Source organism: Halosimplex halophilum, from assembly GCF_004698125.1.
In the GTDB taxonomy this organism is placed as follows: domain Archaea; phylum Halobacteriota; class Halobacteria; order Halobacteriales; family Haloarculaceae; genus Halosimplex; species Halosimplex halophilum.
This window is the reverse complement of record NZ_ML214298.1, coordinates 1-17,265: the sequence shown is the minus strand read 5'-3', so window position 1 is coordinate 17,265 and position 17,265 is coordinate 1. Positions and strand designations below refer to the sequence as shown.

The window sequence follows — 17,265 nt, the reverse complement described above, 5'->3', positions numbered from 1 at the left end:
TGCAGGATCGGGAACGGCGGCTCGCGGCGCGACTCAGCCGACCGTCAGGTAGACGGCCGCGTAGGCGACGGCGGCGAGGCTGACCGCCGCGAGCGCGGTCACGCCGGCCCGCCAGGTCCGGAGCCGGTCGGGCGACGGCGGCGCGACCCCGACGACCCCCACGGCGAGGACGCTGAACACGAAGTGATAGGACACCTCCAGCGTGGGCGCGGGGAGGGCGAGCGCCGCGCCCGCGTAGGCCACGCCCAGCACCGCCCGGCGGTCGACGTGGGCGGTCGGCCGCTCGCCGGAGATCCGGAAGTAGGCGGCCAGCGCCAGCCAGACCGTCGCGAGTTCGACCCCGAACGCGCCGAGCAGGTGCAGCGTCGGGTCCGTCGAGAGGACGACCCGCTCGGCGACCAGCGTCGCCTCGAAGGGGTACAGCAGGGCCGGCGGCTCGCCGGTGAGCAGGTCGCCGAACGGGTGGGTGAACAGGCCCACGAGCGCCGCGCCCGCGAGCACCCGGGGCGCGACGCCCCGCCGACGGGCGAGGACGACGACCGCGCCCACGCAGCAGACGAACAGCGCCGCCACCGCGGCGGCGAGCCCGCCCCCGACGGCAGCGACGAGCGCCACGAGCCCCGCGAGCAGCGCCGCGCCGGCCGCTCGGGAGGGGATCCCGGTTCGACCGCCGAGCCAGACGGCGGCGGTGACGACCGCGGCGACGGGCAGGGCGTGGGTGACCCCGCGGTGGACGCGGTTGCCGGCCGCCCAGAACGACTCGACGGGGACGGGCCCCGCGCCCGCCGCGGGCGCGACCAGCCCGGACAGGCCGTAGACCACGTCCACGTCGGGCAGGGTGGCGAACAGCGCCGCGAGGGCGGCCACCCCCAGCGCGCGCTCGCGGGACCACCCGAGGCGGTCGGCGCCGACGGCGGCGACCGCGAACGCGAGACAGGCGTGGCCGACGAACATCACGCCTGTTTCGCCGCGCGCGGAGATAAGTGTCCCGCGAGAACCGGTCGCACACGCCCGTCAGGAGCCGCGGCTATCGCCGTCGAGACGCGGTCACTCCCCGTCGAAGCCGAACACCGACCGGATCTCGGCCTCGATCTCCTCGACGTACCGCTCCAGGATCGTCTCGACCTTCTCGTCGTCGGCGACGAGGACACCGGAGAGCCGCTCGTGGGGGTCCTCGGGGAGTTCGATCCGGAACTGCCCGTCGCCCTCGTAGAACGGCTCGCTCTCGGCGAGGATCTGCTGGTCGATGGCGTGGATCAGCTCCGAGTCGTAGCGGTCGTTCATCGTCTCGAAGGCGCCCTTGTAGGCGCGCTGCAGCTCGGTGAAGTAGTTCGCGTACTTGTCCTCGAACTTCTCGGGGTCGAACTCGGCCATTGCCCGAGACCACGACCACCGCCGACAAAAGTCGTCCGTCTCGGCGCTCGCTCGCGCTGCCTTCCGGCCGCTCGCCCGGGCCGCCTCCGGCCGCTCGCTCGCGCTCGGACGGCCCCTCCCGGGCGGTCCGTTCACTCCTCGTCGCCGATCCCGAAGTCCACGTCGTCGACGGGGATCCGCGTGCGGTTCTCCGGGAACGCCAGCAGGAACAGACCGCTCCCGACGATCCCGGCGAAGACGACACCGCCGACGAGCGCGGCGACGGCCGTCGTCGTCAGCCCGCCCGCGTTCGCGGCGACGACAGCCGCCACGACGCCCAGCATGACCAGCGTCACCATCACGCCGAACACGAACCCCGCGCCGAACAGCAGCTTCCCGTCGTCTGTCAGTGACCGCCCCGATTCTGTCGCCATACGCCCACAGCTAGCGCCTCTCGTACTTAGATGTGTCACCCGCCTCCGTCTCGACCGCGCTCCATCGTCTCCTTCGAGATCCGTACACCCGCCGTTCCGTATATCGATATCGGGTTTACGGCCTGGGCGGTCGACGGGTGACTCTGGACGGGGGCCGAACGGCGATCCGGCCACGAGACCGTCTTCACTGCGTGTTCGGCAGGTAGAGCACGGCGTAGGCGGCGAACAGGACGCCGGCGACGCCGAGCAGGAACAGGTAGGTCAGCGGTCCGAGCGACGTGACCGCGCTCACGGCCCGTCCCACGACCGCCGCGGGGTTCGAAGCGCCGACCGCCGGTCCGACGACGAGCACCAGGGCTATCGCCACCAGCGCCAGGTCGAACGCGTCGCGCTCGGCGACTGCCATCGACGGGATACTCGACACCTGCCCCCATAGACCTCACGGCCCGCCGTTCGCTCCCCGGTCCGAACACCCCGCACTCCCGCCGTCGGAAACCACCCCCTGTTATGTACTCCGGGGTTTTAGGCCAGCCTAAATGATCGGACGGACGCTGACCGACATCAGGGCGGAGCTGGAGGAACTCGCCGAGGACTCGGGGGAGTACTACGTGCAGTGCGGGCGGACGGGCGAGCGGCCGGTGCCCGTCGACGGCCGCCGGTTTCCGGACCGGGAGACGGCCGTCCAGGCGGTCCGCGTGGCCCACGCCTACCGGGCGACGCTCCGGCGGTACGACCCGCGGGCGCCGTGGTACGACTTCGTGGTCTGCGAGGCCGACGCCGACCCCGCCGGCGACCGCGCGTGGTCGTTCCCGCCGGCGGCGGCGGAGTCGCCTTCACAGCGCGCGCTGGTCGCGTACTGTCACGACCTGGCGGGCGCGGTGTTCGAGGCGCTGTCGGCCAGCGACCACGGCGGCGTCGAGCGCGCGGTGATGGACGAGTACCTCGCGGCCGCCGAGCGGACGCCCGACCGCGACCGGCTCTGTCTGCAACTGCTCGCGACGATGGCGGCCGAACTCGACTCCCGGCTCCCCGACCCGGCGCGGGCGGAGGCCCTGCAGCGCGCGACCGCACACCTCCCCGCGGTCGAGGGGAGCGCCCGGCCCGTCCGCGCGGCGCTCACGCACCTCCGCTCGGTCGGGCTGGTCGACGGCTTCGCGCTCGCCGACGGCCACTGGGACCGCCCGCGCGCGGTGACCGTCCGCGGCTACGAACTCCGGCCCCGCGACGGCCGGCTCCCGACGCTCCCGCTCTCGGTCGAGACCGTCCGCCGCACCGCCGGCCGGCCCCGGGTCGCCACGTCCGCGACCCCCGTCGACGACGGCTGGCGGATCGCCCTCTCCCCGGCCGGCGGGGCCGCAGCCTCGCTCGACACCGCCGCCCCGGTCGACGGCTGACCGCCGTTCCGCTTCTTTTTCCGCTCTCACTGCCTTCCCGCCGCGTTTCGCGCCGCTCTCCCCGCCCGACGACCGTCACCCACTTCGCCGCGATAAATTCTATTCGGCTATACGAATCTGGCACCGGACCGCCGAGCCGACGGCTCCGCGACGGTCGGAGAGCGGGCGAGACGGTCTCCCGCGGGTCAGCCGGTCTGGTCACCCACGATGTCGTCGGCGGCGTCGACGAAGGCCTGTTCTTCCCCCGCAGGGACCGTCGCGCCGGCGGCGATGTCGTGGCCGCCGCCGTCGCCGCCGACCGACCGGGCCGCCTCGCCCATCACCGCCGACAGGTCCAGCCCCTCGCGGACGAGCGTCCCCGTCCCGCGGGCCGAGACCTTCGTCTCATCCTCCGATTTCCGGGCGAACGCGACGATGGGCTTGTCCGCGGCGACGCCGTCGGTCCCCAGCGCCATCCCGGCGACGATGCCGACGATGGTCTCGCGGATGGCCTCCCCGGCGTCGAACCACTGGAGGTTGTCCTCGTGAGTGACTCCTTCCCGGCGGACGTACTCCAGTCCCTCCGAGAGGTTGCGACGGTGGTTCGAGAGGAGCGTCTGCGCGCGGTCCAGGGCTCCCTCGCGGTTGCCCAGACAGACGCCCAGCCCCACGTCCGCCCGCTCGTAGCGGGCGGTGGCGTTCAGCAGCGTCGAGAACTCGCTGGCGTCGCGCAGTTCCGTCCCCCGCGGCTCGTCGACCAGTTCGTAGGTCGTCCCGACGAGCGTGTTGATCTTCTTCGCCGGGACGCCGCGCTGGACGGCGTGTTGCACCAGCGCGCTCGCGACCGTCTGCCGTTCCCCGTCGGTCAGGTCCACCCACGTCCGCCACTCCCCGGCGTCCTTGAGGTCCACGTCGAGGTCTTCGAGAAAGCGGACGGCGCCCGCTTCGTCGCCGGAGATGCCCGGGATCTGCACCTCGGTCGCGTACTCGAACAGCTTCGGGAGCGGCCGGGTCTGCTTGCCGTACAGCGACAGATCGGTCCCCTCGGCGAGGACGCCCGCCGCGACGCCCTCCTCGACGATGCCGCGGTTGGCGCCGACGAGTTCGCCGCCCACCGCCTGCATGTCGCCGACGGCGCCGACGACCGCCAGCCCCGCCAGGTCGCGGTTGTCCGCGGACTGGTCGCCCCGCTCCGCGAGCGCCCGCGCGAGGACGTACGCCGCGCCCGCGCCCGACAGTTCAGAGGCGCCGTCGATCCCCTCCAGCAGCGGGTTGAGGTGGTACTCCGTCTCGGCCTCCGCGGGCTGGTGGTGGTCGGCGATCACCGGCTCGAAGTCCCCCGCCCGCTCGTGGGCCGCGATGGCGTCCAGCTGTCCGCTCCCGAAGTCGGTGAACAGGACGGTGTCGTACTCGCGGGCGGCGATGGTCGCGATCTCCGTCTCGTCGAGCTGCTTCTTGAACACCGTCTCGAAGTCCAGGCCGGCCCGCTCCAGCGCCGTCGACGCGACGGCCGCGCTCGTCAGCCCGTCGGCGTCGATGTGCGACGCCAGCAACAGTCCGTCGCTGTCTAGCAGCCTGTCGGCGCAGGCGGCCGCACGGTCCGCCAGGTCGGGTACCGGCCCGGTCGTGCTCATCGAGCCGTTCTTATCGCGGCTTCGGGTTTAAGGGTCCGGGTGTCCGGCCGCCGCCCCCCGACGGTTCCCCGGCGTCCCGGCCGTCGTCCCGGGGTGTCTGCCGCACGTCCGACGCGTGGCCGACGCTCGGGAGAGCGAGCACGGCGCCGCTGTGGTGCGGTTTCCGGCCTGCGCTCCTCGTCGCACCGAACCTGTTTAGTTCGGGTATCTCCAACCGTCAGTATCGTGAACGCGGTCGACCGCTGGGAGGCCGCGCTCGCCGACCGGGGCGAACTCACCCCCGAGGCCGTCGACCGGATCCTCGACCTCCACGGCGAGCGCGGCGCGCGCGCCATCGACGCGGTCTCCGAGCGGCGCGTCAAGGAGTACCGCGACTTCACCGTCGTCGTCGGCCACGACGACGAGTACGTGATCGAGGACGACTCCTGTGACTGCAAGGACGCCGAGTACAACCTCGACGACGACGACCCCGAGGAACTCTGCTGGCACGCCATCGCCGTCCGGATCGCCCGCGCCGTCGGCGCCGAGGACCACCACGACATGTGGTACTCGGAGGTCCGCGAGTTCCTGTGACCATCTTTTTCCCACCCGGGTTTCCTCGCGCGCCTTGGGCGCGCTGCGGGAACCCGGGCGGCAAAAACATGGGTGAACAAACCGGACGACTCGCTCACTTCGTTCGCTCGCGTCCGGCGAACCGGCGCTCCGCGCCGGACGTTCGACTACCGCCTCGCCACTGCTAACCGCGACCGCACAGCCACCGCCCACCACCGCCACGGCACCGCGCCGCTCTGCCGTCGCTTCGCCCCTCGTTTCGGGTCGAACCGCCCCCGACACTCTTGGACCGTCGGTCCAATGGGGTCGCTATGCAGACGCCAGTCGAGTTTGCCGTCGACCTCGCGACCGAGACGGGCAACGAACTCGGGGCCGCGCTCTCGGACGCGATCCCCAAGCTCGTCATGGCGATCGTCTTCGTCTCGGTCGCGTACGTGGCGATCCGGGTCGTCCTGTCGATAGTCCGGCGGTTCTTCCGCAGCATCTACCCCAGCGAGCAGGACCTGATCGCCCAGCTGTGGACGACGATCATCGGGGTCTTCCTCTGGTTCGGCGCCGCGCTCGTCCTCCTGAACATCGTGGGTCTGGGCGCCATCGCGGCGAGCCTCGGCACCGCGACCGGATTTCTCGCGCTGGGCGTCTCCTACGCCCTGTCGAGCATGATCGAGGACGCCGTCGCCGGCGTCTACCTCCTGCGCGACCCCGACTTCAACCCCGGCGACCGCGTGACGACCCAGTCGATGACCGGGACGGTACGGGCGATCGAACTCCGCAAGAGCCGCTTCGAACTCGACGACGGCGATACGGTGGTGCTCGCCAACCGCGAGGTGGAGAAACGCTGGACGAAGGAGGGCGACGCGGCCGCCTGAGTCAGTCGCCGACTGCCGCTCGCTGCTCGGGGATCAGGTCGAACGCCCCGTTCGCGTCGCCGAGCACCAGCAGCGCGTAGTACCGCAGGTAGACGACGACCGGCACCTGAACGACCGCGGCGACGGCGACGACCGCGAGGGCGAACAGGAGCCCGACGACGACGAACGCGGCGACCCCGAGCGGTTCGGACAGGAGAAACAGCGCGAACGCCAGCGCCCCGAGGAGCGCGGCGGGGAGAAGCAGGACGACGGCGGCGAACGCGACGACGACGCCTACCGCCGCGCTCCCGACGATGCCGAGGACGAACGCCAGGACGGCGTAGGCGAGAAACTCCCGCCACTCGCCGGTCAGCGTCGGCCAGAAGCGCCGCCAGCCCGTCAGGACGCCGCACTCGGTCGCCAGCATCACCGGCACGACGAACGCGGTCGTGAAACTCCCGACGACGCCGGCGACCAGCGCCAATACCAGGACGACCGGAACTAACACGACGGCCAGGAAGAGCGTCGACGCCACCGCGTTCGCGGCGTAGACGCCGAGGGCGACGAGGCCGACGAGGAGGGCGACGGCGACCAGCACCGCCAGCCCGACCGCGAGCCGGAATCCGAACAGCCGCAGTCCGCGGCCGAAATGTTGCCGCCAGTAGGCACGGATCGAGACGGATTCCCGCCGGATCGACTCGTAGAGGACGAACTCCATGACCGACCCGACCAGCGCGAACGCCAGCGCGAGCGCGACGGCGACGAGGACCGCGACGGCCACCGCGACCCAGACCGCCGTGGGCACGTCCGCCGGTCCGCCGGGCGTCGGTCCCGGTCCGGGTGTCGGGTCGCTCGCGGGGGTGGTCCACTGAGCGCCGCTCCCGGCCGCGGTCGGCAGGCCGACGAACAGCCCGATCAGCGCGAGCCGGAGCCACCGGCCGCGGTCGACGGGGCGGAGGAAGCCGCTGGTGGCCCGATAGGCGTCGTCGATCCGGTCGAGCGCGGCCAGCGTCATCACCCGTTCCCACGCCGGACCGGGGCAAAAGTATGCGTCGGGTAGCGAACCGTACGGGGACCGTATTCCGGTAGTCCGCGGCTAGACGGGGTCGACCCGCTAGTTCGGGTCGAGCCGGTAGCGGACGGTGGGCTGGCCCTCGAAGGTCGGGCCGGTGCCGGTCCGCTCGAAGCCGGCCGTCTCGGCCGACTCGCGCGTGCCGCCCTCGTCCTCCGGGACGAGCAGTTCGACGGCCATCCCCTCCGAATCGGCGAAGCGGATCGGTTCTTCGAGCAGGCGGTCCCGCACGTCCTCTGTGCCTTCGAGTTGCGTGACGTGGACCGTCTCCTCGCGCGCGTCGTAGCTGACGAACCCCTGGATGGCCTCCTCGTCGGCGGCGACCCGGACGGTCCGGTCGTGGACGAGGTTGCGCATCACGTCCTGGGGCGACCCCGTGAGCTCCGCCAGCCGGTCCGCGTCCGCCTCGACTGCGTCCCGGATGTCCATGTCCGCCACCATGCCCCCTGCGCAATTAAATCCACGCCTAGGTGTGGCCGAATCCGCTCGCAAAGTGGGGACTTCGCAATCCGGCATCCTCGTCGACAGCTCGGGAACTCCGACCGCAACCGCGAACAGCGTGAAAGCCCCCGCCGTCTCGACTCCCGGGCAGCGAGGACCGAAGGTCCCTCGGGCAGCCGGGCGGCGCAGCCGCCCGACGACCTCGCTGCGCTCCTCGGCCTTCGGCCTGCGGTGCTTGCATCGGCCGGGTTCGTCGAGACGGCGGCCCCTTTCATTCCCGCCCGCACAGACTGACCGACCGGTCGACGCGGGCGGGAATGAAAGGGGCCGCGTGCTCCGGGAAGCACGACGACGTAAGCACTGGAGCGAGCGGAGCGAGTGAAGCGCGCAGCGAGGCGCGCGACCGGGGCACGCGGGGGCTTTCACGCTGTTTGCGGTAGTTCTCTCGCTGCCGTCTGCGGTTGCTGTCGTCTCACCTCCCGCAGCCGTCGACGCCCATCTGACAACTCGTCGCACCCAAACCGTTTCCTCGGCGCCGCTCGAAGCGGGTGCGTGAGCGAGGACGACCGCGCGTGCTGCAGCCCCGGACGCGGGGCCGACGACCCGACTGCGACCGACGACTCCGGATCCGTCACCACCGACTCGCCGGACGAGGAGTGGCGCACCGAACCCGCCACGGACGACGACCCGCGGGCCGACCGGATGGTCCGGGTCGGCGCGGGGACCTTCCGGATGGGCACCGACTCCGACGTGGGCTTCCCGGAGGACGGCGAGGGGCCGGCCCGCGAGGTGCGGACCGACGCCTACTACGTCGACCGCCACGCCGTCACGAACGCCGAGTTCCTGGCGTTCGTCCGCGAGACCGACCACACCACCGACGCCGAGCGGTTCGGCTGGTCGTTCGTCTTCGAGGGCTTCGTGGCCGCGGCCGACCGCGAACACGTCCGCGAGCGCGTCCCCGGCGCGGACTGGTGGGTCGCCGTCGCCGGCGCCGACTGGTTCCACCCCTACGGCCCGAGTTCGAGCGTGGTCGCCGACGACCTGCTCGACCACCCGGTCACGCACGTCTCCCACCGCGACGCCGCGGCCTACGCCGACTGGGCGGGCAAGCGCCTGCCGACCGAGGCCGAGTGGGAGCGGGCCGCCCGCGGCGGCCGCGAGGGCACCCGGTTCCCCTGGGGCGACGAACTGGAGCCCGGCGGCGAGCACCGCTGTAACGTCTGGCAGGGGGAGTTCCCCGAGCGCAACACGGCCGAAGACGGCTACCGCGCGACCGCGCCGGTCGACGCCTTCGAGCCCAACGGGTTCGGGCTGTTCAACGTCTGCGGCAACGTCTGGGAGTGGTGCCGGGACTGGTTCGACGCCGACCACCACACGACGGCGGCCTACGACCCGGCGAACCCGACCGGGCCCGACGACGGCGACGAGCGGGTGACCCGCGGCGGGTCGCACCTCTGTCACGAGTCGTGGTGCAACCGCTATCGACTGGCCGCCCGGTCGCACAACGAGCCCGACAGCTCGACGGGCAACATCGGCTTCCGCTGCGTCGTCGACGCCGCGTGACGGGTCGCCGGAGCCCGGCCCGGCGGAGCGGCCGATGGATTTGTACCCGTCGCCACTGAACGGTCGCCCATGCGCGGGACTGGAACGGGAGGGTCGCGGCCGTGACGCCGCCGGCGGGTGACGACGCGGACGGGTCCGAGGCGGTCACCGGCGTCGGCGAGTCGCGTGGACCCACTGGCGGAGACGAGGGCGGGGTCGCAGAGCGGCGCGTCGACCCCGCGGAGGCGTTCGCGGCGCTGTCGGACCCGCTGCGGGTGGACATCCTCCGGGAACTCGCGACCGCCCACCGCGAGCGCGCGGTCGAGTCGGTGGGGTTCGCGGACCTGCGCAAGCGCGTGGGGGTCCGCGACTCCGGGCGCTTTCGCTACCACCTCAACGAGCTCCGGGACAACTTCGTCCGGAAGGCCGACGGCGGCTATCGCCTGACCGTCACCGGCGTCGAGACGGTCGCGGCCATCCTCGCGGGCACCTACACCCACGGCGGCACCCTGGGGCCCGAACCGATCGACAGCGAGTGTTCGGCGTGCGGGGCCGACGCGGTCGCGGTCTACCGCGACGGCCGCTGTGCGGTCTCCTGCCCGGACGACCACTCGCTGTTCGCCTGGAGCCTCCCGCCCGCGGCGGCCGCCGACGCGACGCTCCCGGAGATCGTCTCCCTGGCCGAGCTGCACGCCCGCCAGGCCATCGAGCGCGGCCTCGCCGGCGTCTGCCCGAAGTGCTCGGCGCCCGTCGAGCCCGCGGTCGTCACCGAGCGCGACGACCCCGAGCCGGCCCGCCCGGTCCCGGGGCTGCGCGTCCGCTGTGAGACCTGCGGCGGCCGTCTCGTCGGCCCCGTCGGCTTCTGCCTGCTGGTCGACCCCGCCGTGGCCGCCTTCTACCGCCGCCACGACCGCCCCCTCGACGACCGCCACGTCTGGGAGCCCGCCTTCGTCGCCGACGACGAAACCGTCGAGGTGGTCGAGCGCGACCCGCTCCGCGTCGACGTCGAGGTCGCCCTCGACGGCGACCGCCTCGCCGTCTCGGTCGACGGGTCGGGCGAGGTGTCGGTCCGCGAAGACTGACAGCGCGCGAATAGAAATCCCGTTCGCCGAGCGCCCAAGTGGGCGGCGGCGGTAGAACCGCGTATGGCAACGAACGGTGTCGACTCCGACCCGGACGGGCTCGCGGACCTGTTCGCAGAGGCGAAGTCGATGACGGCCTCGCCGCTGCTGTACGTCGGCGGGATCACGATCGCCGTCGGCACGACCGTCGTCGAGTGGCTCCCGCTGTCGGACTTCCACTCGGCGCTGGCGGCGGCCCCGGTCGCTCTCGTGTTGCTGTACGTCCAGCTGACGCTGCTGGCGTACCTGCGCCGGCGCGGCTCCGTCGGCGGGTGCTGACTTCCGGCGACAGGTGCTGACCGACGGCGGCCGCTCGCCGACGGGGCGTCCCGCTCGGCCCGCGGGGCCCCGGACTCCGGCCGTCGAGCCGCGGCGAGGCTATTTGTGCCTGCCCGTCGAGTCGGGGGCATGGCCGCACTCGAAGTCGAGGGACTCACCAAGGACTACGGCGAGGTCCTCGCCAACGACGACGTGACGTTCGCGGTCGAGGACGGCGAGGTGTTCGGCTACCTCGGCCCCAACGGCGCCGGGAAGACGACGACCATCCGGACGCTGATGGGGTTCCAGTCCCCCACCGCGGGCGGGGCGACGGTCCTGGGCCACGACGTGACCGACGAGGCCGACCTGATAGCGGCGAAGCGGCGGGTCGGCTACCTCCCCGCGAACCCCGCCTTCGACGAGGGCGTCACCGGCCGGGAGATCCTCGACCTGCACGCGTCGATCAAGGGCGACGAGCGCCGCGAGGAGCTGCTGGAGCGGTTCGACCCGCCGGTCGACCGTACGGTGCGGGAGTACTCGACGGGCAACGTCCAGAAGCTCGGGCTCGTCCAGGCGTTCATGCACGACCCCGACCTGGTCGTGCTGGACGAGCCGACCGCCGGCCTCGACCCGCTCATGCAGCGGGCGTTCAACGACTTCGTCGAGGCCGAACAGGAGCGCGGGCTCACCGTCTTCCTCTCCTCGCACGTGCTCAGCGAGGTCCGTCGGGTCTGCGACCGGGTGGCCATCCTCCGGGAGGGTCGGCTCGTGACGACCGAACGGATCGAGGACCTGCTCCACCGCACGGGGAAGTTCGTCCGCGTGCGCGTCGCGGGCGACGTGGGCCCGGCCGCCTTCGATATCGAGGGGGTCCACGACGCCTCGTGCAGCACGACCGACGGTGGAACCGACGAACGCGACGGCGACGGAGAGAGGGCCGGCGCCGTCACCGAGTGCACGTTCACCTTCACCGGCGACGTGAACGAGCTGATCGCGGCGCTGGGCGAGCGGCGGGTCCTCGACCTCGACGTCGAGGAGGCGCCGCTCGAAGAGGTGTTCATGCGGTTCTACGGGGGACAGGATGCTTGAGATCGCCCGCTACGAGGGGCGCCACCGCGTCCGCGGGGCCGCCGCCGCGACCGCCGCGCTCGCCGGGTTCGCACTCCTGTACGTCTTCGTCTACCCGACCTTCGCCGAGAGCCTCGGGGCCGACATCGACCAGTTGCTCGAAGCCTACCCCGAGGCGCTCTCGAAGGCGTTCGGCGTCGAGTCGCTGGCGACCATGGAGGGGTATCTCGCCTCGGAGCTGTACACGTTCGGCTGGCTGCTGGTCGTCGGCATCTACTTCGCCTACGCCGGTGCGTCGCTGATCGCCGCCGACGTGGAGCGCGAGCGCATGGACATGCTCCTCTCGCTGCCGGTCTCGCGCGCGCGGGTCGTCCTCGAATCGTTCGCCTCGCTGGCCGTCCCGCTGGTCGCGCTCTCGACGGTCGTTCCCGTCGTCGTGGTCGCCGCGACCGCCGCCGTCGACTACCCCGTCCCCGCCGTCGACGTGGCCGCCGTCCACCTCCTCTCGGTCCCGTATCTGACGACCTGCGCCGCGCTCGGGCTCGTCGCCTCCGTGGTCTTCGACCGCGCGGGGGTCGCCCAGCGGGTCGCCGCCGGCGCGCTGGTCGGTCTGTTCTTCGCGGAGTCGCTGGTCACCGACACCGACTTCGAGGCCGTCGGCGCCGTCTCCCCGACCCGGTACGTCGACCCCAACGCCGTCCTGCGGGAGAGCGAGTACGCCCTCGGCGACGCCGCCGTCCTCGCCGTCGCGACGCTGGCGCTGGTCGCGCTCGCAGTCGCGATCTTCCGGCGGAAAGACATCGAGTGAACGGGACTCCGCCCGGTCCGCGCGGGGGACCGTTCGGTCGCCGCGTCGGCGCTCGTTCCGTCAGTCCAGGTCGGCGCCGACGGCCTCGGTCACCGAGTCGAAGCCGTCCCGTTCGAGCAGGTCGAGCAGGCCGCGGTTGATCTCCCGGGCGATGGCGGGGCCGCGGTAGAGGAAGGCGGTGTACAGCTGTACCAGGGAGGCGCCGGCGCGGATCTTCCGGTAGGCGTCCTCGGCGGTGGCGACGCCGCCGACGCCGACGACCGGCACGTCGACGCGCTCGGCGACGAAGCGGGTCATCTCCGTGGCCCGGGCCTCGATGGGTGCGCCCGAGAGCCCGCCCGTCTCGACGCGGTTGGGACTCTCCAGCGTGTCCGGCCGCTCGGTGGAGGTGTTGGTGGCGACCACGCCGTCCAGCCCGAGTTCGGTGACCAGGTCGAGCGTGTCCGCGACCGCGGGCTCGGGCAGGTCCGGCGAGAGTTTGATGAGGAGCGGCGCGGCGCCGGCGTCCTGCAGTTCGGTGAGGATCGCCGTCATCGCCTCGCGATTCTGTAACTCCTCGAAGCCCTGGGAGTTCGGGCAGGAGACGTTGACGACGAAGAAGTCGCCGCCGGCCGCCACCTCCTCGTAGGTGGCCAGGTAGTCCGCGGGCGCCCCCGCGGTGTCGACGTGCTCGGACTTGGCGATGTTGACGCCGACGGGGACGGGCGCGTCGAGGGCGCGGAGCCGTTCGCCGACGGTCGCGGCGCCGTCGTTGTTGAGGCCCATGCGGTTGATGACGGCGTCGTCGGCGCGCAGGCGGAACATCCGCGGGCGCGGGTTGCCCGACTGCGGGACGGCGGTGACGCCGCCGACCTCGACGAAGCCGAAGCCCAGCGCGGCCAGCCCGCGGACGGCCTCGGCGTTCTTGTCGAAGCCCGCGGCCACGCCGACGGGGTTGGGGAACGACGACTCCAGCGCGTCGACGCGCAGTCGCGGGTCGTCGACGGCGTAGTGGCGGGCGATGGCGCGGTCGAGCGGCGCCGTACCGGCGGCGCTGACGACCCCGTGGCCGAGGGCGTGGGCGGTTTCGGCGGGGAGCGAGAACAACAGTGGTTTGGCGATGTCGTAGGCGTTCATGGGTGAGGTGCGCCCCCGAGGGGGCGGGACCGGCCCGGGCGCTAGAACTCGTGTTCCACGTCGTCCGGGTCGGCCTTCTGAATGATGATCTTGTTGTCGCGGACCCGGACGAACACCTCGTCGCCGATCTCCATGCCGGCGACGGCCAGCTCGTCCTCGTGGATGTTGATGTGGACGTTGTGGTACTCGCCGTCCTCGTCTTTGGCGCCACTCGGGCTGAGCTTCTTCTTTCGCACCATCGCGCTATCCTATTCGGCCCTTCGCCGCAGGATGCACTTAAGTCTACCGTGCGCGCTCGCGTGGTAGCCCGCCGATCTCGCCGCGACGGTGCGACCGACCGTGCGCGCGAGTTTTATTCCTCGCGCTCGGGGCGGAAATCTGGACGATATCGACCGCCCTCGCGCGGCCGAACGCTCCGTCTTATAAACGAATCGCCAGCACGCGCCCCGATCCGGGGGTATATTTATAATGAATCATGTGCTGGGTTGGCATGGAGCGGTCGAATCCATGGCACCCGACAGCGACAAGCGCAACTTCGCGCTCAGGACGGAGAACGGCGAGGAAGACAGCGTCTTCTCGGGGAGCACACCCCGGCAGGCGGCACTGAAGGCGGCGCGGCGGCTCGACCCGGCCAGCAGCGAGGAGGCGGCCGACCGGGAGTCGATCCGCCTGCGGGAGAAGGGCACCCACAAGGTCCACATCTACGAGGGGTGGTCCTGGAAGGAGTCGCCGCCGGACGTCGACATGAACGAGTGGGACGCCGACGACCCCTCCGACGTGTGGATGAACCAGGTCGACGAGATCACGAAGGCAAACGTCTCGAAACAGGGCGTCGAGCACCTCGACGACATTTGAGGCGGCGGGCTGTTCTCCTCGACGCTCTCCGGCGCCGGTCCCCGTCCGGGCAGCCGGGCGGCCGCCCGCGTCGCTCGCGTGCGTGAACTACATAGGGGAGCCACTCCGAGGGCCGGACGCGTGGCTCCCACTCGGCCACACCGAGCGCGCGACGCGCGGGATGACTGGCCGCCCTCCTGCCACGCGACACCCGACTCGCGAGCCGCGGGACTCGACGCCGCCCGGCCACCGGTCGCGGCTCGCTCGTGTGGTTTCGTCCCATGAAATCGCATGACGTGGCGGGGACCGATCCGACGGCCTTAAGTGAATCACCCCCATCGATTGAGATACGAAGCGGCGCGGGGCACACGCCCCCGCCGGGCCGCGGGACGCGCCCGGTTCGGTCGGACGGTCGACCGGACCTTTGGGCACTCGTCCCACTCCCGTCGTGCGGTTTCGACGGGACTCGATCCGACGCCCTTAAGTGTAACAGGGCGCTCGGATGGATTGCAAGCGCGGCCCGGTCGGGGCCGACGAAACCCGACCGCCCGGACCGAGGCGATGTCGAAGGGGTTATATGCTCCCTCGGCCTACGTTGAGGTCCGAAAGAAATGAGGATTCCACCCCTGCGGTCCGCCGTACAGATGGGATCTGATGTTAGCCCTGGTAGTTCGGTGACACCCGGTCTGTGACCGCGTGTCGCCGGACGCTAGACCACGATAGCGATAGAGATCACACTCACATCGAGTGTGTTCCCGCCTAACCCCCCTGCGTTCGCAGGGGACATTCCGGTTGATCCTGCCGGAGGCCATTGCTATCGGAGTCCGATTTAGCCATGCTAGTCGCGCGGGTTCAGACCCGCGGCAGATAGCTCAGTAACACGTGGCCAAACTACCCTCTGGACGGAGATAACCTCGGGAAACTGAGGCTAATATCCGATACAGCTCGTACCCTGGAGTGGCGCGAGCTGGAAACGTTCCGGCGCCAGAGGATGTGGCTGCGGCCGATTAGGTAGACGGTGGGGTAACGGCCCACCGTGCCGATAATCGGTACGGGTTGTGAGAGCAAGAGCCCGGAGACGGAATCTGAGACAAGATTCCGGGCCCTACGGGGCGCAGCAGGCGCGAAACCTTTACACTGCACGACAGTGCGATAGGGGGACTCCGAGTGCGAGGGCATACAGTCCTCGCTTTTCTGTACCGTAAGGTGGTACAGGAACAAGTGCTGGGCAAGACCGGTGCCAGCCGCCGCGGTAATACCGGCAGCACGAGTGATGGCCGATCTTATTGGGCCTAAAGCGTCCGTAGCCGGCCGTGCAAGTCCGTTGGGAAATCCACGCGCTCAACGCGTGGGCGTCCAGCGGAAACTGTTCGGCTTGGGGCCGGAGGACTCGAGGGGTACGTCCGGGGTAGGAGTGAAATCCCGTAATCCTGGACGGACCACCGGTGGCGAAAGCGCCTCGAGAAGACGGACCCGACGGTGAGGGACGAAAGCTTGGGTCTCGAACCGGATTAGATACCCGGGTAGTCCAAGCTGTAAACGATGCTCGCTAGGTGTGCCGCAGGCTACGAGCCTGCGCTGTGCCGTAGGGAAGCCGAGAAGCGAGCCGCCTGGGAAGTACGTCTGCAAGGATGAAACTTAAAGGAATTGGCGGGGGAGCACTACAACCGGAGGAGCCTGCGGTTTAATTGGACTCAACGCCGGACATCTCACCAGCACCGACAGTGTGCAGTGAAGGTCAGGTTGATGACCTTACTGGAGCCACTGAGAGGAGGTGCATGGCCGCCGTCAGCTCGTACCGTGAGGCGTCCTGTTAAGTCAGGCAACGAGCGAGACCCGCACTCCTAGTTGCCAGCAACACCATGCGGTGGTTGGGTACACTAGGAGGACTGCCGCTGCCAAAGCGGAGGAAGGAACGGGCAACGGTAGGTCAGTATGCCCCGAATGTGCTGGGCAACACGCGGGCTACAATGGCCGGGACAGTGGGACGCCAGTCCGAGAGGACGCGCTAATCCCCTAAACCCGGTCGTAGTTCGGATTGAGGGCTGAAACTCGCCCTCATGAAGCTGGATTCGGTAGTAATCGCGTGTCAGAAGCGCGCGGTGAATACGTCCCTGCTCCTTGCACACACCGCCCGTCAAATCACCCGAGTGGGGTCCGGATGAGGCTCGGATACCCGAGTCGAATCTGGGCTCCGCAAGGGGGATTAAGTCGTAACAAGGTAGCCGTAGGGGAATCTGCGGCTGGATCACCTCCTACTGACCGGGACTGGGGCGTCGCCCCAGCCCACCTATCTGGCGTCCCGCGACCGCCCGCAGCCGGGCACCTATGAACTACCAGGGCTAACGACGGGCCCATAGCTCAGCGGCAGAGCGCCGCCTTTGCAAGGCGGAGGCCCTGGGTTCAAATCCCAGTGGGTCCATGTCACGTACGGCGATTCGAACCGTGTCCCTTAAGTGGGACACGCCACTCGAATCGTAGTACGCAGACCGATGCACCATCCCGTGCGAACGCGGATGGGAAGGGTCGATGCACGCACTGCGTCACCCGCAGGGGTGCAGATGAGACCGTGTGTACGTGCGATCCAGGCGTCCACTGGACTCGTTCATCGAGTCCAACGACGTAGGAGATCCATCCGGATCTCCACACATCCGGAGGTCCCTCATCGGACCTCCTCCACTAACGTGGCTACTATGCCACCTGGTGAATGGCTCGGCTCGAGTGCCGACGAAGGACGTGCCAAGCTGCGATAAGCCTGCGGGAGCTGCATGGAAGCGAAGAACGCAGGATCTCCGAATGGGAATCCCCACC

At 70.4% G+C, this 17,265-nt stretch carries 18 protein-coding genes, 1 tRNA gene and 2 rRNA genes; 12 read left to right on the top strand and 9 right to left on the bottom strand.

The genetic code is table 11. The features are described from left to right. Nucleotides 1–33: 33 nt before the first annotated feature. The 4 genes from E3328_RS11265 to E3328_RS11250 form a co-directional block, all read right to left on the bottom strand. Nucleotides 34–954 (bottom strand): metal-dependent hydrolase, encoded by a 921-nt coding sequence (locus tag E3328_RS11265; RefSeq protein ID WP_135364748.1) that lies wholly within the window; start codon nucleotides 952–954, stop codon nucleotides 34–36. A gap of 93 nt (nucleotides 955–1,047) precedes the next feature. Next, on the bottom strand, nucleotides 1,048–1,374 hold the full coding sequence (locus E3328_RS11260; RefSeq protein ID WP_135364747.1) for a DUF5783 family protein: 327 nt from the start codon (nucleotides 1,372–1,374) through the stop codon (nucleotides 1,048–1,050). Between the two features lie 131 nt (nucleotides 1,375–1,505). After that, nucleotides 1,506–1,787 carry a hypothetical protein gene (locus tag E3328_RS11255; protein ID WP_135364746.1) on the bottom strand — a complete coding sequence of 94 codons (282 nt, stop codon included), beginning with the start codon at nucleotides 1,785–1,787 and terminating at the stop codon, nucleotides 1,506–1,508. 184 nt (nucleotides 1,788–1,971) lie between these two features. Continuing rightward, complete coding sequence (locus E3328_RS11250) at nucleotides 1,972–2,193, bottom strand: hypothetical protein (RefSeq protein ID WP_135364745.1); 222 nt, start codon at nucleotides 2,191–2,193, stop codon at nucleotides 1,972–1,974. A gap of 130 nt (nucleotides 2,194–2,323) precedes the next feature. On the opposite strand from E3328_RS11250, the gene E3328_RS11245 reads away from it, so the two are divergent. Beyond that, nucleotides 2,324–3,181 carry a DUF7551 domain-containing protein gene (locus E3328_RS11245; RefSeq protein ID WP_135364744.1) on the top strand — a complete coding sequence of 286 codons (858 nt, stop codon included), beginning with the start codon at nucleotides 2,324–2,326 and terminating at the stop codon, nucleotides 3,179–3,181. Nucleotides 3,182–3,366: 185 nt separating this feature from the next. Here the strand turns inward: E3328_RS11245 and E3328_RS11240 are convergent, their stop codons facing one another. Next, the gene (locus E3328_RS11240) at nucleotides 3,367–4,794 is read right to left on the bottom strand and encodes a RecJ family nuclease (protein ID WP_135364743.1); all 1,428 of its coding nucleotides are present in this window, start codon (nucleotides 4,792–4,794) and stop codon (nucleotides 3,367–3,369) included. A gap of 225 nt (nucleotides 4,795–5,019) precedes the next feature. On the opposite strand from E3328_RS11240, the gene E3328_RS11235 reads away from it, so the two are divergent. Then, on the top strand, nucleotides 5,020–5,367 hold the full coding sequence (locus E3328_RS11235; protein WP_135364742.1) for a hypothetical protein: 348 nt from the start codon (nucleotides 5,020–5,022) through the stop codon (nucleotides 5,365–5,367). Nucleotides 5,368–5,657: 290 nt separating this feature from the next. After that, nucleotides 5,658–6,215, top strand: a complete 558-nt coding sequence (locus E3328_RS11230) for a mechanosensitive ion channel domain-containing protein (RefSeq protein WP_135364741.1) — start codon at nucleotides 5,658–5,660, stop codon at nucleotides 6,213–6,215. A 1-nt stretch (nucleotide 6,216) separates the two neighbouring features. Here the strand turns inward: E3328_RS11230 and E3328_RS11225 are convergent, their stop codons facing one another. After that, nucleotides 6,217–7,209 (bottom strand): DUF7544 domain-containing protein, encoded by a 993-nt coding sequence (locus E3328_RS11225; RefSeq protein ID WP_135364740.1) that lies wholly within the window; start codon nucleotides 7,207–7,209, stop codon nucleotides 6,217–6,219. A 99-nt stretch (nucleotides 7,210–7,308) separates the two neighbouring features. Then, entirely contained in the window at nucleotides 7,309–7,695 is a 387-nt protein-coding gene (locus tag E3328_RS11220) for a hypothetical protein (protein ID WP_135364739.1), read from the bottom strand. A 564-nt stretch (nucleotides 7,696–8,259) separates the two neighbouring features. Between E3328_RS11220 and E3328_RS11215 the strand changes: the two genes are divergently transcribed. The 5 genes from E3328_RS11215 to E3328_RS11195 all read left to right on the top strand — a co-directional run bounded on the left by E3328_RS11215 (nucleotide 8,260) and on the right by E3328_RS11195 (nucleotide 12,504). Beyond that, nucleotides 8,260–9,270: a formylglycine-generating enzyme family protein gene (locus E3328_RS11215; protein ID WP_209452190.1), complete on the top strand. Its 1,011-nt coding sequence runs from the start codon at nucleotides 8,260–8,262 to the stop codon at nucleotides 9,268–9,270. Between the two features lie 101 nt (nucleotides 9,271–9,371). Beyond that, a complete protein-coding gene (locus E3328_RS11210; RefSeq protein WP_135364738.1) occupies nucleotides 9,372–10,331 on the top strand; it encodes a winged helix-turn-helix domain-containing protein in 960 nt (319 codons plus the stop codon). Between the two features lie 63 nt (nucleotides 10,332–10,394). Beyond that, nucleotides 10,395–10,649, top strand: coding sequence for a hypothetical protein (locus E3328_RS11205; RefSeq protein WP_135364737.1), 255 nt, complete (start codon nucleotides 10,395–10,397; stop codon nucleotides 10,647–10,649). 129 nt (nucleotides 10,650–10,778) lie between these two features. Beyond that, nucleotides 10,779–11,717: an ABC transporter ATP-binding protein gene (locus tag E3328_RS11200; protein WP_135364736.1), complete on the top strand. Its 939-nt coding sequence runs from the start codon at nucleotides 10,779–10,781 to the stop codon at nucleotides 11,715–11,717. After that, on the top strand, nucleotides 11,710–12,504 hold the full coding sequence (locus E3328_RS11195; protein ID WP_135364735.1) for an ABC transporter permease subunit: 795 nt from the start codon (nucleotides 11,710–11,712) through the stop codon (nucleotides 12,502–12,504). Before E3328_RS11200 ends, E3328_RS11195 begins: the two co-directional genes overlap by 8 nt. A gap of 60 nt (nucleotides 12,505–12,564) precedes the next feature. Here E3328_RS11195 and E3328_RS11190 read toward each other — a convergent pair whose 3' ends face one another. Further along, nucleotides 12,565–13,620: a quinone-dependent dihydroorotate dehydrogenase gene (locus E3328_RS11190; protein WP_135364734.1), complete on the bottom strand. Its 1,056-nt coding sequence runs from the start codon at nucleotides 13,618–13,620 to the stop codon at nucleotides 12,565–12,567. A 41-nt stretch (nucleotides 13,621–13,661) separates the two neighbouring features. After that, nucleotides 13,662–13,859, bottom strand: coding sequence for a hypothetical protein (locus E3328_RS11185; RefSeq protein ID WP_006882158.1), 198 nt, complete (start codon nucleotides 13,857–13,859; stop codon nucleotides 13,662–13,664). Nucleotides 13,860–14,127: 268 nt separating this feature from the next. Between E3328_RS11185 and E3328_RS11180 the strand changes: the two genes are divergently transcribed. The 4 genes from E3328_RS11180 to E3328_RS11165 all read left to right on the top strand — a co-directional run. Continuing rightward, nucleotides 14,128–14,475 carry a non-histone chromosomal MC1 family protein gene (locus tag E3328_RS11180; RefSeq protein WP_135364733.1) on the top strand — a complete coding sequence of 116 codons (348 nt, stop codon included), beginning with the start codon at nucleotides 14,128–14,130 and terminating at the stop codon, nucleotides 14,473–14,475. 764 nt (nucleotides 14,476–15,239) lie between these two features. Beyond that, nucleotides 15,240–16,711 (top strand): 16S ribosomal RNA (locus tag E3328_RS11175). A 93-nt stretch (nucleotides 16,712–16,804) separates the two neighbouring features. Beyond that, nucleotides 16,805–16,876, top strand: a tRNA-Ala gene (locus E3328_RS11170). Between the two features lie 257 nt (nucleotides 16,877–17,133). After that, nucleotides 17,134–17,265 (top strand): 23S ribosomal RNA (locus E3328_RS11165); the annotation flags it as partial.

What these genes read in the sequence shown, in the direction of transcription:
- E3328_RS11265 (WP_135364748.1), bottom strand. Translation starts at nt 954, where the DNA reads ATGTTCGTCGGCCACGCCTGTCTCGCGTTCGCGGTCGCCGCCGTCGGC.
- E3328_RS11260 (WP_135364747.1), bottom strand. Translation starts at nt 1,374, where the DNA reads ATGGCCGAGTTCGACCCCGAGAAGTTCGAGGACAAGTACGCGAACTAC.
- E3328_RS11255 (WP_135364746.1), bottom strand. Translation starts at nt 1,787, where the DNA reads ATGGCGACAGAATCGGGGCGGTCACTGACAGACGACGGGAAGCTGCTG.
- E3328_RS11250 (WP_135364745.1), bottom strand. Translation starts at nt 2,193, where the DNA reads ATGGCAGTCGCCGAGCGCGACGCGTTCGACCTGGCGCTGGTGGCGATA.
- E3328_RS11245 (WP_135364744.1), top strand. Translation starts at nt 2,324, where the DNA reads ATGATCGGACGGACGCTGACCGACATCAGGGCGGAGCTGGAGGAACTC.
- E3328_RS11240 (WP_135364743.1), bottom strand. Translation starts at nt 4,794, where the DNA reads ATGAGCACGACCGGGCCGGTACCCGACCTGGCGGACCGTGCGGCCGCC.
- E3328_RS11230 (WP_135364741.1), top strand. Translation starts at nt 5,658, where the DNA reads ATGCAGACGCCAGTCGAGTTTGCCGTCGACCTCGCGACCGAGACGGGC.
- E3328_RS11225 (WP_135364740.1), bottom strand. Translation starts at nt 7,209, where the DNA reads ATGACGCTGGCCGCGCTCGACCGGATCGACGACGCCTATCGGGCCACC.
- E3328_RS11220 (WP_135364739.1), bottom strand. Translation starts at nt 7,695, where the DNA reads ATGGACATCCGGGACGCAGTCGAGGCGGACGCGGACCGGCTGGCGGAG.
- E3328_RS11205 (WP_135364737.1), top strand. Translation starts at nt 10,395, where the DNA reads ATGGCAACGAACGGTGTCGACTCCGACCCGGACGGGCTCGCGGACCTG.
- E3328_RS11200 (WP_135364736.1), top strand. Translation starts at nt 10,779, where the DNA reads ATGGCCGCACTCGAAGTCGAGGGACTCACCAAGGACTACGGCGAGGTC.
- E3328_RS11195 (WP_135364735.1), top strand. Translation starts at nt 11,710, where the DNA reads ATGCTTGAGATCGCCCGCTACGAGGGGCGCCACCGCGTCCGCGGGGCC.
- E3328_RS11190 (WP_135364734.1), bottom strand. Translation starts at nt 13,620, where the DNA reads ATGAACGCCTACGACATCGCCAAACCACTGTTGTTCTCGCTCCCCGCC.
- E3328_RS11185 (WP_006882158.1), bottom strand. Translation starts at nt 13,859, where the DNA reads ATGGTGCGAAAGAAGAAGCTCAGCCCGAGTGGCGCCAAAGACGAGGAC.
- E3328_RS11180 (WP_135364733.1), top strand. Translation starts at nt 14,128, where the DNA reads ATGGCACCCGACAGCGACAAGCGCAACTTCGCGCTCAGGACGGAGAAC.